Raw genomic sequence first — 14,563 nt, forward strand, 5'->3', positions numbered from 1 at the left:
TGAAGGAATTCAAACGCATCGCAATGAGGGCAGAGAAAACGGATGCCTCCTATGCCGCGATGATCAACCTGTGCGCAGCCATCATAAACTCACGATGAATGTCCACAGACCCTAAAGCGTCATGCGAAAAATCTGAATCATCTAACGCTGCCTGAAATCAAAGATTTCAACGCGTTAGATGATGCCTGATGTCTCAGGTATTTCGTGAGACGCTATAGTGGGCGGCTACAGACATGGGCTGAAAAAGCAGGGATCGGTTTGATCTATATCCAACCCGGCAAGCCTCAGCAGAATGCCTACGTGGAGCGCTACAACAGGACTGTTCGCACCGAATGGCTGGGCCGATACGACTTCGACAGCATTGAGGAGGTGCAAGACCACGCAACGAGATGGCTCTGGACTTACAACAATGAACGACCAAACATGGGCATCGGCGGGATGACCCCGATACAGAAACTGAAAGCAGCTTAAATTCTACTGATGCACCCCTCTAAAAATGGGGGGATTACCCATCGACCTGCGCAGGCGTCGGGGGGCCGCCCCTGCCCTTCGGCTGCTGCGCCATGGCATCCGGCGCCAGTCGTTCATCGGAACGGTTCTGTTGTTGGGGGGCTGCGACGCTGGGGCGTATCTAAGGCGTTCGCATGACGCTTTAAGCCCCGGCCAACCGCCGCAGATAGCTGCCATACGCGTTTTTTTCGTACGGTTCGGCCAGCGCCAGCAACTGCTCCCGTGTGATCCAGCCTTTCTCGAACGCGATTTCTTCTGGGCTGCCCGTCTGCAACCCCTGGCGCTGTTCCATCGTACGCACGAAATTCCCAGCATCCAGCAAGCTGCCATGGGTGCCGGTATCCAGCCAAGCATAGCCGCGTCCGATCCGCTGAACGGTAAGTGATCCGTCATCCAGATAGCTGCGCAACAGATCAACGATCTCCAACTCTCCCCGCGCCGAAGGTTGGATCTGACGCGCGCGTTCCGGCGCGCTGCCGTCCAGATAATAAAGGCCAGTGATGGCATAGTTGGATGCCGGACGCACTGGCTTTTCCTCAATCGACAATACCGTGCCATCAGTGTCAAATCCGACAACGCCATATCGTTCCGGATCAGCGACCTGATAGGCAAACACCGTCCCACCACTTTGTTGACGAGACACCGCAAGCAATCTTTCTCCGAACTTGTCTCCGACAAAGATATTGTCACCCAGAACCATGGCTGATGGCGCACCTGCCAGAAAGTCATCGGCCAGCAGATAGGCCTGGCTTAACCCCTCAGGCTTGTCCTGAACGATATAGGTAAACTGCAGCCCCCACTGGCTGCCATCGCCCAGCAGGCGCTGGAACTGAACCTGATCATGGGGCGTCGTGAGAAGCGCAATCTCGCGGATATCGCCCAGCATTAATACGCTGATCGGGTAATAAATCATCGGTTTGTCATAAATCGGCATCAACTGCTTGGATATCGCAAGTGTGACCGGAAACAACCGGGACCCGGTGCCGCCTGCCAGAACAATGCCTTTACGGTCTGTCATGTGTCACCTTTTTTGTCCGCCAGGCTAAGGCGCAAATCATCCCGCCAGTCTGGGCGAGTCAGGCCGAATGCCGTTTCCAGGCTACGGCAGTCTAATCGCGAATTGGCCGGGCGTTTTGCCGGTGTTGAGAAATCGGCACTTGGGATCGGCGTGACGCTTGTGGGCAGGCCTGCGGTGGCGAATATCGCCTCGGCAAAGGCCGCCCAACTGACATCCGGTGTTCCTGCAAAATGGTACAAACCGGGTGCGCCGCGCCCCTCGACAAGTGCGTTTGCGATGTGGATCAAAGCCTCAGCCAGGGCAGATGCCGGGGTCGGGCCACCGATCTGATCATCTACGACAGACAAATTCGGCCGCTCTGCCCCAAGCCGCAACATGGTGGTGACAAAGTTCCGCCCCTCAACATCATAAACCCAGGAGGTCCGGACAACCGCCGCACGCCCACCGGCAGCCAATGCAGCCAGTTCACCCACCCGCTTGCTGCGACCATAACTGTTGCATGGGGTGGTCGGATTGTCGGGGCACCATGGGTCGGTACCGGTGCCATCAAATACATAGTCGGTCGAGACTGTGACGAAAGGCAAATCACACGCGGCACAAGCTTTTGCCATTTCACCGACCGCATCGCCATTGATACGGGTGGCCAGCGCCTCTTCGGTTTCAGCCTGATCAACAGCGGTGTAGGCGGCAGCGTTTATCACCGCATCACAATCGGTGGTCGCGATCACCTCGGCTGCGGAGTCCGGGGCAGCCAGATCGACGGTGTTTCGTCCCATCGTGACAACGCCCGGATGCTGCGCAAGGGCGCGGGCCAGCTGGCCGGATTTCCCGAAGACCAGAAACCGCCTCATGCCACGCCAAGCCGCTGGCCCACCCCAGCCCGAGACTGCAGCGGCTGCCACCAGCTTTCGTTGGCGATATACCACTCAACAGTTCTACGCAGCCCGTCATCCAGAGGGACCGACGGACGCCATCCCAACTCATCGCGCAGACGGCTGGCGTCGATGGCATAGCGTTGGTCATGCCCGGGCCGGTCGTGGACAAAAGTGATCAGGTTGGCATGCGGGGCTGCATCGGGCCTGACCTCATCCAGGATCGCACATAGCGTCCGGACCAGATCCAGATTGGTGCGCTCACCATCCGCGCCAATATTGTAGGTCCGGCCGGGCTGCCCGTTCTTCAGAACGTGCAGCAAGGCAGCAGCGTGATCCTCCACATGCAGCCAGTCACGGATGTTAGCGCCGGTGCCATAGATTGGAATGGGTCGACCCGCCAGAGCATTCAAAATTGTGACCGGGATCAGCTTTTCAGGAAACTGGAACGGGCCGTAATTGTTCGAACAATTGGTGATCAGCACTGGCAGACCATAGGTTTCAGCCCAGGCACGAACCAGATGGTCCGAAGCTGCCTTTGAGGCTGCATAGGGAGAGTTTGGCGCATAGGGCGTCACCTCAGAGAACCGCCCCTCCTCACCTAGCGAACCAAACACCTCGTCAGTGGAAACGTGGTGAAACCGAAAGGCCTCAGGCCGATCGCGTGCCACCCAATAGGCGCGCGCCGCCTCCAAAAGGATTGCAGTCCCGGTGACATTGGTTCTGACAAACTGCAGCGGACCATCAATAGACCGATCCACATGGCTTTCGGCGGCCAGGTGCAGGATGGCATCGGGCTGGTGCTTGTCCAGTAGCGCCGCCATCACTGGGCCGTCGCATATATCGGCCTTTTCAAACGTGTAATTGGGCGAAGCAGCCACCGAAGCGGTTGCCCCGAAGGTGGCCGCATAGGTCATCGCATCCACATTGATCAGCGAGGTCCCCTCGGCTATCGCCTGGCGCACAACCGCAGAGCCAATGAACCCCGCACCGCCGGTAACCAGCAACCGCATCATCCGCCCCTCTTAGTCGAATGGAGAGGTGAAATCGCAGAAACTTGCAGCGGCGGCATCCTTTTCGGACAGTGTTGCATCAGCGGCAGAAACTCCCCAGTCGATCCCAAGTTCCGGATCGTCGAACCGCAATCTCGCAATCCGGTGCGTAGATATCTGAGCATTTGTAATGCACCTCTGTCTTCGGCACCAGTGTTATGAAGCCATGCAGAAACCCGGCAGGAATGAATATCTGACGTCCGTTTTCCGCGGAAAGCTCGGCCGATACCCATTTGCCATAACTCGAGGAGCCGCGCCGTATATCAACCGCCACATCCAGAATACGGCCTTTGAGCACCCGTACCAGCTTGGCCTGAGCATGCGGCAGCGCCTGCGCGTGCAATCCGCGTACCGTACCCGCTGCACGCGATAGCGATTGGTTGTCCTGAACAAAATCGGCATCAATCCCCGCATCTGCAAGATCACGCCTGTTCCACACCTCACTGAAATACCCTCTGTCATCGGCAAACCGGCGCGGCGTGATGACAACAACGCCTTCAAGGCCAAGGCGTCGGATTTCAGCAAGGGATGTCACAGTTGGACTGCCTAAATGTCAACCGGACGAAGACGCGTGGTTACGCTTGCAGCACTGTGTCTTTGTGCGACAAGCGAGTAGAGGAAGATATAGAAATTAACGAAAGCGACAAATAACAGAAAACCTACGACTGAATTTTCTGGCTTCAGCAATGAAAGACCAACCGGGATCGCGACTAGACAGGACAAACCCAGCCCGGTCAGTGCATTGCGATGCCGCCGTAGCCTGGGCTTGCCCTGCAAAGTGGCGGACAGACATTGATATACAAGCGAATGAAGGTGGGCACTGTCGGCGCTGCTGATATTGCGGCGATGCAGAACATGGCGCCGGAACATCGAGACCCAAGCTTCGGTCAGCGGGTAGGCTAGCAACAATAGGCTGGTCCAGGACGAGATTTCAGGATTTCGCAATGGCAGCATGACCGCAACGACACCCAAGGCAAACCCCAAAAGATAAGCTCCACCATCACCCAAGAAAATCCGACCAAGCGGGAAGTTGATCACCAAAAACCCTGCAACAGCGGCCGCAAGAGACAGAGTGATCAAAACCAGTTCCATATCATCGTGTCGCCCGGCAAGCAGCGCGACGCCGATCAAACAGATAACGGCCGTTGGCACCAACCTTCCAGCCGTTATTGAAGGTCCGGTCCAGCGCAATTGTCGCGCCCCAATCACCGGCCAGATAACGACCGACATCTACACGCCCCTCAAACCCATTTCGAAGATCGACATAAAGCGAAGCATGCCCGCTGACGGTCTGATAGTCCCGGAACCCGAACAGTTGATCATAATCGCGCTGGCGGGCGAAATTGACCTCTGCCCCCAAAGCCCAGTTCTGGTCGGCAGGCTTCCAGAGCAGCTCGGTCGACACCCCGGCAAACATCGGCTCAAGATACCCAACAGAGACACGGCCATACAGATCCTGATCCGGCTTGAATACGTAATCAAGCGTCAGCCGCTCCAGCGCCGGGTCCCCCTCTTCGAAGTATCGCCCGCCTTCGGACCGCACGCGCGGCAGGCCCGAGGGTTCCGGCAGGCCCTGCCCCCCGGTTGCCGACAATCTTTTTGGTCACCGAACCTGAAAGCGATAGGCCGGGGCTGATGGTGAACTCACCGGTCGCGCGCAAGCCCAAATCGGCCCGCACAGGGTTGGTCGGATCAAATAGCGAGACGCCGACATATGGACCGACAGACCAACGAAAATCGGGGTAGAGCGCGGGATCACGCCCCGTCGATGGCATTGCGATGCCGCCCTCGACATCCACCGCCGCCAGCATCTTTTCAGTGCCCCGAGGATCATGCTCCAACGCCTCAAGATCAGCCCGGCGCAGTGTCATGGTGCTGACCGGAATGCCGTCCTCAACCAGCGTCAGGCGAAAGATATCAACTGAATCCGGCATCACATAGGCCATAGCCCGGGCAGCCCGTCCAAAGGCTTGGGGTGCGGCTTCGTAGCTTTTGTTGCGGAACCACAGATTGCCCTGACGAGCGCTCAGGTTCAACGCCTCGACCTTCAGGCCCTGACGGGTCATTACCTCGTCCAGCTGCTCTCGGCCCTTGGTCTCGATATCCGGCGTGTTCAGCCAGTTGGTATCGCGCCAGGTCGCGGGTGCCCGGCTGATCACCGGCAAAGGTGCGCCCTCAAGCGTACCCCCATGCGGATTGCGTTTCGGGTTCAGGCGTGCGGTCAGGCGAAACGCCACCTGAGAGCCGTACATATGATAAACACCCATCCGCAGATTGTCGCGCGGGCTGTATTCCAGGCCGAAATTGTATGGTGTCTTGCGATCAAAGATCGGCGCGGGACGGGCCGGATCCTGTGTCTCCTGAAAGTACTGGTCCGACGAATACTCCGCCTTGAAACTCAGGCCCTTGACCGGCGTGCGCCATTCGATCCCACCGAACACACCGACCGACCCACGGAACCACTGACCGAAATTCGGCACGCCCCCGGTTGTTGTTTCGCCGGTATGCACCTCGCTGCTATTGGACAACCGGCCCCAGCCAAGCCCGCCCGTCACGCCAAGACTGGATGTGATCTGTTTAGAGGCGACGATATACTCCCCCGACAGCAACCCTGTCCCCATGAAATCGCGCAGACCGACCGCAACAGAGGGTATGTATTTCCCCTCATCCAGCAGGCGAAAATGCAGATCGAAACTGCGATCATACTGATTGCCGTTATAGGCTTCGAACAGCGGATCGCCGGGCGCAAGCCAACCACCGATCACCGCATAGCGGAAACTGCCGGTCAAGCGCGGGGTGATCTGGAAAGCCAGCGTCGTCTTATGCGTGCCGGAAAACCACGAATAGGTTGTCGCCAGATCAGCGTCTTCGAAGCTTTGCGCCGATGGCATATCGATCAGGCCGGGCATGCCATACAGGTTCGCGCTGGCCCCATCCTGAGCCAACGCGGTGCCCGGCAATGACAATGCAGCGCAGGTCAGTCCGGCGCGGGCGCACATCTTGATTGTGGCGGTCATACCAAACCCGTCTTAGTTGCTCTGCATGATGCGACTAAGGACCGGAAGGTCAATAGCCGTCAGCCCCGCACCACCAGAACCGAGACAGGTGAGCGGCGGACAACACGGTCGGCCTGACTGCCAACGAGGAATTCGCGGACCCGGTCCGGGGCATGGCTGGCCATGACAACCAGATCAGCCCCCACCTGCCCGATGGCCGAGACGATCTCATCATGAACCGTGCCGAAAACGACATGCGGCGTGACCTTGACCTCATCGGGCACCTCTGCATCCAACAGGGCCTTCAATTCGCTACCGACCCGTGCCACCGCCTTGTCATGGTAGTCCGGCTGGAAATAACCGGCCACCATGGGGCTGCCGAAATCCGGGACCACCGTCAGGACGTGCAACACCCCGCCGGAGGCCTGCACCAAGGCCACGGCTTCCGGCAGCGCTTTCTTCCAGGATGCTTCCCGGCCCAGATCGATGGTCAGAAGAACAGATTTATACATGGTTCAGCACTCCTCAAGCCGTCGCTTCATTGCGACCGGACGCACCCGCGCGGCTGCGTTGCAGGAACACGACAAGCCCCAGAAGCAGCAGCGCTGGCAGGAACATCCAGTATTTGGATGGCTGGTCGATGGGCTGCATGACCTGCAGGATTTGCTGATCCCAATCAAGCCCGGCGGCCTGCGCCGGACTGTCATAGGTCACATTGTCGATCAGCATTTTTTCGCCGTCCGTGCGAACCAAAACACCAGCGTTTTCAAGCTTTTCCTCGCCGGTTTCACCCTCACCGATGGGCAGAAGGGCAACGAACTCAATCGGGTCACCCAGATCGTTGACACCGGCGACGCGCAGGCGCAGATCCTCGCCCGATTGTGTTGCAGCAGCAGCATCAGCAATGCGGGCAGGTGCCACGTCTTCTGTCGGGGCCGAGATCATGTCCATCCAGAACCCGGGCCGGAACAAGGTAAAGGCGATCAGCAGCAGGGCGATGGTTTCATAGAATCGGTTGCGGGTGATGAACCAACCCTGCGTTGCCGCTGCAAACAGCAGCATCGCAACCGTCGCAACGACAAAGACAAGAATACCCTGCGCCCAATTCACATCAATCAACAGAAGTTCGGTGTTGAAGATGAACAGGAACGGCAAGGCCGCCGTGCGCAGCGAATAGAAGAACGCCACCACACCGGTCTTGATCGGATCGCCGCCAGACACAGCCGCTGCCGCAAAACTCGCCAATCCCACGGGCGGCGTCACATCCGCCATGATACCGAAATAGAACACGAACAGGTGGACGGCGATCAGCGGCACGATCAGACCATTCTGCTGGCCTAGGGTGACAATGACCGGCGCCAGCAACGCTGAAACCACGATGTAGTTCGCGGTGGTCGGCAAGCCCATGCCGAGGATCAGGCTGAGAATGGCGGTCAGGAACAGGATGGCAAGGATGTTGCCACCTGACAGCACCTCAACCACATCTGCCAGCGCAGAACCGACACCGGTCTGGCTGACTGCACCAACGATGATACCGGCGGTTGCGGTCGCAATGCCGATGCCGATCATGTTGCGCGCGCCTGTGATCAGACCATCGATCAGATCGGCAACCCCACCTGTGATGGCTGCGCCTATATTGCCCTCGTTGCGGAACATCGCCATCAGCGGACGCTGAGTGACCAGAATGAAGATCATAAACGACGCGGCCCAAAAGGCGGACAGCCCCGGCGACAAGCGATCCACCATCAAAGCCCAGACCAGCACCACAACCGGCAGGATATAGTGCAGACCAGAGCGGACAGTTGGTCCAGGCAAAGGCAGTTCGGTAACTGGCGCATTGGGGTCGTCGAGTTCCAGCGGCTCTTCTTTTGCCGCAAACCAGAGCAGGATCAGATAGACCGCCACCAAGAATGCAAAAATGATGTAAGGAGACGCATCACCGAAGGTCGGCCTGACCCACCCCATACCATACCAGACGGCATAGCTCAGGACGCAGAGGACCAGAACGCCGAAGACAAACCCGACGAGGCGCTGCATCCACGGACCCGGCTCATAGGCGCGCGGCAGGCCCTGCATGTTGGCTTTCATCGCTTCGAGATGAACGATGTAGACCAGCGCGATGTAAGAAATCACCGCAGGAACAAAGGCGTGCTTGACGACGTCAAAATACGGGATGCCAACATATTCGACCATCAGGAAGGCCGCAGCGCCCATCACAGGCGGCATGATCTGGCCATTGACGGACGAGGCCACCTCGACCGCGCCAGCTTTCTCCGAACTGAAGCCGACCTTTTTCATCAGCGGGATCGTAAATGTGCCGGTTGTCACCACATTGGCGATGGACGAGCCCGAGATCAGACCAGTCATGGCCGAAGACACAACAGCCGCTTTGGCCGGGCCGCCGCGCATATGCCCCATCAGGCTGAAGGCAACCTGAATGAAATAGTTACCCGCCCCTGCCCGGTCCAGCAGGGAGCCGAACAGCACGAACAGGAAGACAAACCCGTAGGATACCCCCAAGGCGATACCAAACACGCCTTCGGTGGTGATCCACTGATGATTGACAACCTCGGACAGCGAATTGCCTTTATGCGCGATAATGCCGGGCATGTAGGGACCAAGGAATGTGTATGCCAGGAAGACCGTCGCCACGATCATCAAGGCCGGGCCCAAGGATCGTCTGGTCGCCTCAAGCAGAAGGATCAGGCCGATAACCGCAATGACAAAGTCCTGCAAAATCGGCGCGCCGACGCGCCCCGAGATTTGTTCGTAGAAGGCAAACAGATAGATGGCCGCGGCAACGCCGCCGATGACAAGCACCCACTCCCAGGGTGGGATCCACTCTTTCGGCGATCCCAGCAGGATGGCACCAACGACGACCATTGCGACAATCGGTATCCACCACGTCTGGACCCCCTCTTTGGCGCCAACCATAAACAGAATAGCCAAAATGATCGGAACACCAATACCAAGCCCCAGTTGTACCGGACTGCGTGCGGCAGGATAGGCGGCGAAGGCCAGGAAAATGGCGAAGGCCAGATGGATCGACCGACCCTCGGTGTCATTGAACACCCCGAAACCGACCGCAAAAGGTATCGGAGAGGCGACCCAAAGCTGGAACAGGGACCAGCAGAGCGCCACGATTAGGATCATCTTGCCGACCCAGCCCTCGGGCGTGCGTCCGCCAGTGTCAGAGGATGCAACCAGTTCGTCCAGTTCTTTCTGGCTCAGCCCACCATGTCCTGCAGCTTCCATTTCAACGGCCGCAGCTTCGAATTGCTTGTCTGGATCTGTCGTCATTTTTATATCGTCGTGAGGTTTCTCCTCACGCTCCCTGTTCGTCTTTTGTTGGGATCGGCGCAAGGCAGCACCCCGCGCCGATCCATGTCAGGTCAGAGGCAGGATCACATCCAGCCGCGTTCCTTGTAGTACTTCTCTGCGCCCGGATGCAGCGGGGCGGACAGACCGTCCGCGATCATGTCCGCTTCCTCCAGGTTCTCAAAAGCAGGGTGCAGACGCTTGAAACGGTCAAAGTTGTCAAAGACCGCCTTGACCACCTCATAAACAACTTCCTCAGGCACATCAGCCGATGTCACAAAGGTTGCCTTCACGCCGAAGGTGGTCGTGTCACCATCATTGCCCTTGTACATCCCGCCGGGGATTGTCGCAGCAGCATAGTAGGGGTTGGCATCAATCAGACCTGTGATCGCATCACCTGTTACGTCAACAAGATCAGCATCAACAGTGGTTGTTGCTTCCTGGATTGATCCGTTCGGATGGCCAACGGTGTAGATGATCGCATCCACCTTGTTGTCGCCCAAAGCCGCCGCCTGCTCTGCCGGTTTCAGCTCGGAAGCCAGCGCGAAATCATCCATCGACCAGCCCATGGCGTCCAGAACGACCTCCATGGTGGCCCGCTGACCGGATCCGGGATTCCCGACATTGACGCGCTTGCCTTTGAGGTCTTCAAAACTGGAGATCCCGGCATCCTTGCGCGCGATGACGGTAAAGGGTTCACCATGCACGGAGAAGACGGCACGCAGGTTGTCGAACTTCTCACCTTCGAATTTCGACGAGCCGTTATAGGCATGGTACTGCCAATCCGACTGCGCTACGCCCATATCCATATCACCGGCCTTGATGGCATTGATATTTGCAATGGAACCACCGGTAGAAGGTGCGGTGCATTTCATACCGTGATCGGCAGAGCCGCGGTTCACCAGACGACAGATCGACTGACCGACGACGTAGTAAACGCCGGTTTGGCCGCCGGTGCCAATGGTGATGAAGGTTTCCTGCGCAGAGGCAATCCCGGTGCTAAGTGCAAGGGCGCTGGCCAGAGCGAGGCCTTTGAATTGGAACATATCTGTTTCTCCGTGTTGACGTTCTTATTGCTCAATGGCTTCCGGCTCGTTTAGGGGAGGCCGGTTCGCCGCCTTTCAAGGCAATGGGGGCGTGTCATATGTGATTGATCTTCCCCCCTCTGCTGCGATTACAACGGGTTGCAACCACAGCGCGACAACATCAGAGGACACAAGGACGCGCGCGGCGTCAAGGGGCGGTTTGCGCCGCAGCGCAGCAAAACCCCATGCAGCGGCCCGATTTTTGCCAGTCTGGCAAGGCAAAATCAAACCGCTTTGGGGGCCGCAAAAAAAGACGGGCGCCCCAAGGGACGCCCGTATCAGGTGACTGCTCGGCCTTCTTACATCGGCTCGAAGAACCCGTCCGGCAGCAACCGGGTCATGAAGATCGTATCGATTCCCTGATTGTCATTCTCACCATAGGAAAGCTTCAGGCCGCCCATGTCATAGGAAGACAAGGACCGCAGCGCCGCCAGGAAGCTTTCGCGCGTCGGGTTCTGACCCGCATTACGCAAGGCTTCGATGGTCAGGCGACCAACCAGATAACCCTCGAGCGAAACAAACCCGATCGAGGCTTCTTCGTCATGGGCAAACAACGCATCCTGATATTGCTGCACAATGGGTACCGAGGGATCCCAGGGGAACGGCACAACCTGACTGATCACCACGCCAGCCCCTTCCGGCCAAAGCTCATCGGCCAGGGCTTTGGAACCCACAAAGGAAATGGTGACGAACTCGGGCGCGAACTCGTAGGAACGGGACAGTTTGATGAACTCACCAATCGGCTTGTATGCACCAACCATAACCACAGCTTGCGGATCAGCATCACGGATCGACAGAAGGGCGTCCTTCACATCGGTCGTGTTACGGGTATAAGTCCCTTCCGCAACCAGCTTCATGCCGCGTTTTTCCAGCGCCTTGTTGACACCGCTGAGGCCCGCTTTACCGAAACTATCGTTTTGATAAAGGATGGCGATGCGGGTCAGACCTTCATCATCGGCAAGATGTTTGATCCACTGCTCGGTTTCCGCATCATAAGACCCCCGCACGTTGAACACGTTGCGGTTCTGCGTGTTGCGCAGGAACCCAGCACCGGTGAAGGGACCGACCAATGGGATATCCGCCTTGGTTGCCAGCGGCTGCAGTGCGGTATTGGTCGGCGTCCCCACTGTGCCGATCACCGCGAAGTGCTGGTTTTCCTTAATGATGTCGTTGATATGCTGGACCGAACGATCCGGCTCATAACCGTCATCGCGGCTGTCGAGCTTAAGGATCCGGCCATTCACGCCGCCCTGTTTGTTGATCTCTTCAAACGCGGCCAGGATCCCGGCTTGCATGCCAAGCCCCAGTTGTGCTGTCGGCCCGTCAAGAGCTGCTATCTGAGAGAACAGCACCTCTTTGTCAGATACACCGGGCTCAGCACCGGCAGCGAACGGCGCCAGCAAGGCCGTTGCAGCAAGCGTTAGAATTCTACGAAAACGCATTCTTTCTCTCCAGTTCTGGCCCAATTACCGCCGGGCAGAAAATGATCACCGTTTCTTAAGAAAGAAGAGGCCGAGGTGTTTTACCCCGACCTCTGATGATGGTTTAGGAAGGTTTGCGGATCCAAACTTCGACCCGGCGATTGATGCGCTTGCCATCCAGGGATGTGTTACACGCTGTCGGGGCAAGTTCACCAAAGCCTTTGAAGCTGAAGCGGACATTCGAAAGCTGACCGCCAACCTGAGCACGGATCGTGTCGGCAACTTGCTGCGCACGACCGATAGACAGGGCCCGGTTTGCATCAAACGCACCATCACTGTCGGTGAACCCAACCAGGGCAACTTCGGTCCCATCTGGCTGGGTCTTTAGGTACTCAGCAAGACGCTGAAGATCGAGCAGTGCTTTACCGTCCAACTGGCTGGAACCCGAAGCGAAACGGAAGGTAGTTGACAGGCGGTCCCACTGGAACATGTCAACCAGAAGTTCGCGCATCAGACCAAATTCGAACGGGTCAGTGGTATTCTCGATCAACAGACGCATCCGGTCGTTGGAGGTGTCCTGTGTCACCCGCTCAACCCCAAGGTTGATGAAGCCCGACTTCGAAATCACGCCATCCGCCTTTGCAGACTGGACATAGTCGATGAAGTTGCTGACGGTCTCAGTTGCATTGTCTGCGCGATTATAAAGATACAGACGACGCTGCAGCGGGTATTCCTCTGTTTTTGCCGCAAAGGAATTTGCCGAGGTCACAATCCCGCAGGTATCCGCGATGTTGACTGGTTTGGAACCACGGACAAACGCATGGCCGACGTAACCAATTGCATTGGCATCGGAGGCTACAGCTGCCGCCAGTGACTCGTTGTCATCCGCAACACGCACTGCGTTTGAGGTGCTACGACCGGAGGCCGCGAAAACACGTGCTTCAAAAACCGACCGGGTTCCCGAGCCCTCATCACGACCATATACCACGATCGGCTGATTAGAACCGCCAACCTGCGACCAGTTGGTAATCTGACCTGCATAGATCCGGTCGATCTGTTCCATTGACAATGTGTCAACCGGATTGTCGTGGTTCACGACAACCAAGATGCTGTCCACCGCGATAACGTGTTCCTGATCCAAGGCAATCATGTTGCCCGCACCGCGGTCACGCAAGGAACGTGCTTCCTGCGGCTCAATACGGCGTGAGGACATACCGATATTCGTGCCCTTGTCCCGTAGTTCACGGAACGCGTCCGAAGAACTGGTCGATGACACGGTAAAGGTACCGATCTCATCACCAAAACCTGAGTCTCCAACCAGACGCGTGGTGGTCACCGGACCAGTTTTTTCAACCTCTTCCGCGATACCATTCACCTCGCCAGCAAAGCCGGACAGCAGAAGCGGCATCAAAGAGCTCCCAAGCGTGGCCGACCCGGCAATAACAACGTCGCCACTCGGGCTCAGGTCAGGACAGGCTTCGCCTTCACAAATGATGTTGTCAGACGCGATCCGCAAAGTGCCCAGAACAGTCTGAATAGTGTAGAAGCCGCCTTCGAAGCTCTGCAACTGACCATTGACGGAGATTGTCCCGTCAGTCGATTTTAGTTGGACGGTTTGCGCCAAGGCAGGCTGCATCGCAAAGGCTGACAGCACAGTTGCTGCCACGCCAGCGCGTAAGGTGGACGTCCATGAAGTAGTTCGCACAATTAAACCCCTTTTTCGGTGGGAACGGGAAAACTGCAGCGCCACATCCCGTCATCATATCTGCATATAATTAGTGATTCTGGCGAGATTGTGAAAACAACAAGGCGTTTTACTCTGATTTTCCCCACTGTTTGCAGCCTTGATTTAAAGGCTGTCGACCCAGGCACAGCGCAATTTGCTTGATGATTTCAGTGCGAATTGCGGCAGTTAACCCTTGGCAACGCACCAAAAGATTAATGCATGAATATACTTGAGTAGTATTAAGGTAGGAACCACGCAAAGTCGAGCATCTTCTGTTCCCGATACTTGCAGACAAGCCATAAGGCTCACCCGGATTAGAAAAGTTGGACGTGCTATAGTGCAAAGCAAAAAAACGCGCACTCAATGCTAGCAAAAAGATGTCGAGTAGTCGGAAGCCTTAGTCATTCGAGTGGGGGTGCGAGTTTCGGAATTGCCGAAAATGTCCGCAAAGATGAAGATTTTCTGATGCGGGCCAGGGTGCGCGGTTTCGGCTTGGCCTGAGTGTGGTCCGCGTTGGAAAATCTCTCAGGGAGGAAGCTGCGGGGGCTGGGCGGTGTCTATGGGG

At 57.2% G+C, this 14,563-nt stretch carries 11 protein-coding genes and 2 pseudogenes; 1 reads left to right on the forward strand and 12 read right to left on the reverse strand.

The window, feature by feature from the left end; all coding sequences use genetic code 11:
* Positions 1–216: 216 nt before the first annotated feature.
* A pseudogene (locus ACW9UQ_RS16530) lies at positions 217–471 on the forward strand (integrase core domain-containing protein); the annotation flags it as partial.
* Positions 472–652: 181 nt separating this feature from the next.
* On the opposite strand, the gene rfbA reads toward ACW9UQ_RS16530, so the two are convergent.
* From rfbA to ACW9UQ_RS16590, 12 genes and pseudogenes are all read right to left on the reverse strand, one after another.
* Complete coding sequence (gene rfbA / locus ACW9UQ_RS16535; RefSeq protein WP_458932117.1) at positions 653–1,528, reverse strand: glucose-1-phosphate thymidylyltransferase RfbA; 876 nt, start codon at positions 1,526–1,528, stop codon at positions 653–655.
* On the reverse strand, positions 1,525–2,379 hold the full coding sequence (rfbD, locus tag ACW9UQ_RS16540) for a dTDP-4-dehydrorhamnose reductase (protein ID WP_458932118.1): 855 nt from the start codon (positions 2,377–2,379) through the stop codon (positions 1,525–1,527). Before rfbD ends, rfbA begins: the two co-directional genes overlap by 4 nt.
* Positions 2,376–3,413: a dTDP-glucose 4,6-dehydratase gene (rfbB, locus tag ACW9UQ_RS16545; RefSeq protein WP_458932127.1), complete on the reverse strand. Its 1,038-nt coding sequence runs from the start codon at positions 3,411–3,413 to the stop codon at positions 2,376–2,378. Before rfbB ends, rfbD begins: the two co-directional genes overlap by 4 nt.
* 12 nt (positions 3,414–3,425) lie before the next feature.
* Positions 3,426–3,987, reverse strand: a pseudogene (gene rfbC, locus ACW9UQ_RS16550) (dTDP-4-dehydrorhamnose 3,5-epimerase).
* A gap of 11 nt (positions 3,988–3,998) precedes the next feature.
* On the reverse strand, positions 3,999–4,544 hold the full coding sequence (locus ACW9UQ_RS16555; RefSeq protein WP_458932119.1) for a hypothetical protein: 546 nt from the start codon (positions 4,542–4,544) through the stop codon (positions 3,999–4,001).
* Position 4,545: 1 nt separating this feature from the next.
* Positions 4,546–4,995 (reverse strand): YjbH domain-containing protein, encoded by a 450-nt coding sequence (locus tag ACW9UQ_RS16560; RefSeq protein WP_458932120.1) that lies wholly within the window; start codon positions 4,993–4,995, stop codon positions 4,546–4,548.
* A complete protein-coding gene (locus tag ACW9UQ_RS16565; RefSeq protein WP_458932121.1) occupies positions 4,931–6,469 on the reverse strand; it encodes a YjbH domain-containing protein in 1,539 nt (512 codons plus the stop codon). The genes ACW9UQ_RS16560 and ACW9UQ_RS16565 overlap by 65 nt, the downstream gene beginning before the upstream one ends.
* Positions 6,470–6,528: 59 nt before the next feature.
* Positions 6,529–6,960, reverse strand: a complete 432-nt coding sequence (locus ACW9UQ_RS16570) for a universal stress protein (protein WP_458932122.1) — start codon at positions 6,958–6,960, stop codon at positions 6,529–6,531.
* A 13-nt stretch (positions 6,961–6,973) separates the two neighbouring features.
* Positions 6,974–9,748, reverse strand: coding sequence for a TRAP transporter permease (locus tag ACW9UQ_RS16575; protein WP_458932123.1), 2,775 nt, complete (start codon positions 9,746–9,748; stop codon positions 6,974–6,976).
* Positions 9,749–9,852: 104 nt separating this feature from the next.
* The gene (locus ACW9UQ_RS16580; protein ID WP_458932124.1) at positions 9,853–10,812 is read right to left on the reverse strand and encodes a TAXI family TRAP transporter solute-binding subunit; all 960 of its coding nucleotides are present in this window, start codon (positions 10,810–10,812) and stop codon (positions 9,853–9,855) included.
* Between the two features lie 338 nt (positions 10,813–11,150).
* Complete coding sequence (locus ACW9UQ_RS16585; protein WP_458932125.1) at positions 11,151–12,293, reverse strand: ABC transporter substrate-binding protein; 1,143 nt, start codon at positions 12,291–12,293, stop codon at positions 11,151–11,153.
* 103 nt (positions 12,294–12,396) lie between these two features.
* Positions 12,397–13,977, reverse strand: coding sequence for a phosphate ABC transporter substrate-binding/OmpA family protein (locus ACW9UQ_RS16590; RefSeq protein ID WP_458932126.1), 1,581 nt, complete (start codon positions 13,975–13,977; stop codon positions 12,397–12,399).
* Between the last annotated feature and the right edge of the window lie 586 nt (positions 13,978–14,563).

This window comes from Halovulum sp. GXIMD14793, from assembly GCF_054457435.1.

Coding starts and splice junctions, on each gene's coding strand:
- ACW9UQ_RS16575 (WP_458932123.1), bottom strand. CDS start 9,748: ATGACGACAGATCCAGACAAGCAATTCGAAGCTGCGGCCGTTGAAATG.
- ACW9UQ_RS16570 (WP_458932122.1), bottom strand. CDS start 6,960: ATGTATAAATCTGTTCTTCTGACCATCGATCTGGGCCGGGAAGCATCC.
- ACW9UQ_RS16585 (WP_458932125.1), bottom strand. CDS start 12,293: ATGCGTTTTCGTAGAATTCTAACGCTTGCTGCAACGGCCTTGCTGGCG.
- ACW9UQ_RS16555 (WP_458932119.1), bottom strand. CDS start 4,544: ATGGAACTGGTTTTGATCACTCTGTCTCTTGCGGCCGCTGTTGCAGGG.
- rfbD (WP_458932118.1), bottom strand. CDS start 2,379: ATGAGGCGGTTTCTGGTCTTCGGGAAATCCGGCCAGCTGGCCCGCGCC.
- ACW9UQ_RS16565 (WP_458932121.1), bottom strand. CDS start 6,469: ATGACCGCCACAATCAAGATGTGCGCCCGCGCCGGACTGACCTGCGCT.
- rfbB (WP_458932127.1), bottom strand. CDS start 3,413: ATGCGGTTGCTGGTTACCGGCGGTGCGGGGTTCATTGGCTCTGCGGTT.
- rfbA (WP_458932117.1), bottom strand. CDS start 1,528: ATGACAGACCGTAAAGGCATTGTTCTGGCAGGCGGCACCGGGTCCCGG.
- ACW9UQ_RS16580 (WP_458932124.1), bottom strand. CDS start 10,812: ATGTTCCAATTCAAAGGCCTCGCTCTGGCCAGCGCCCTTGCACTTAGC.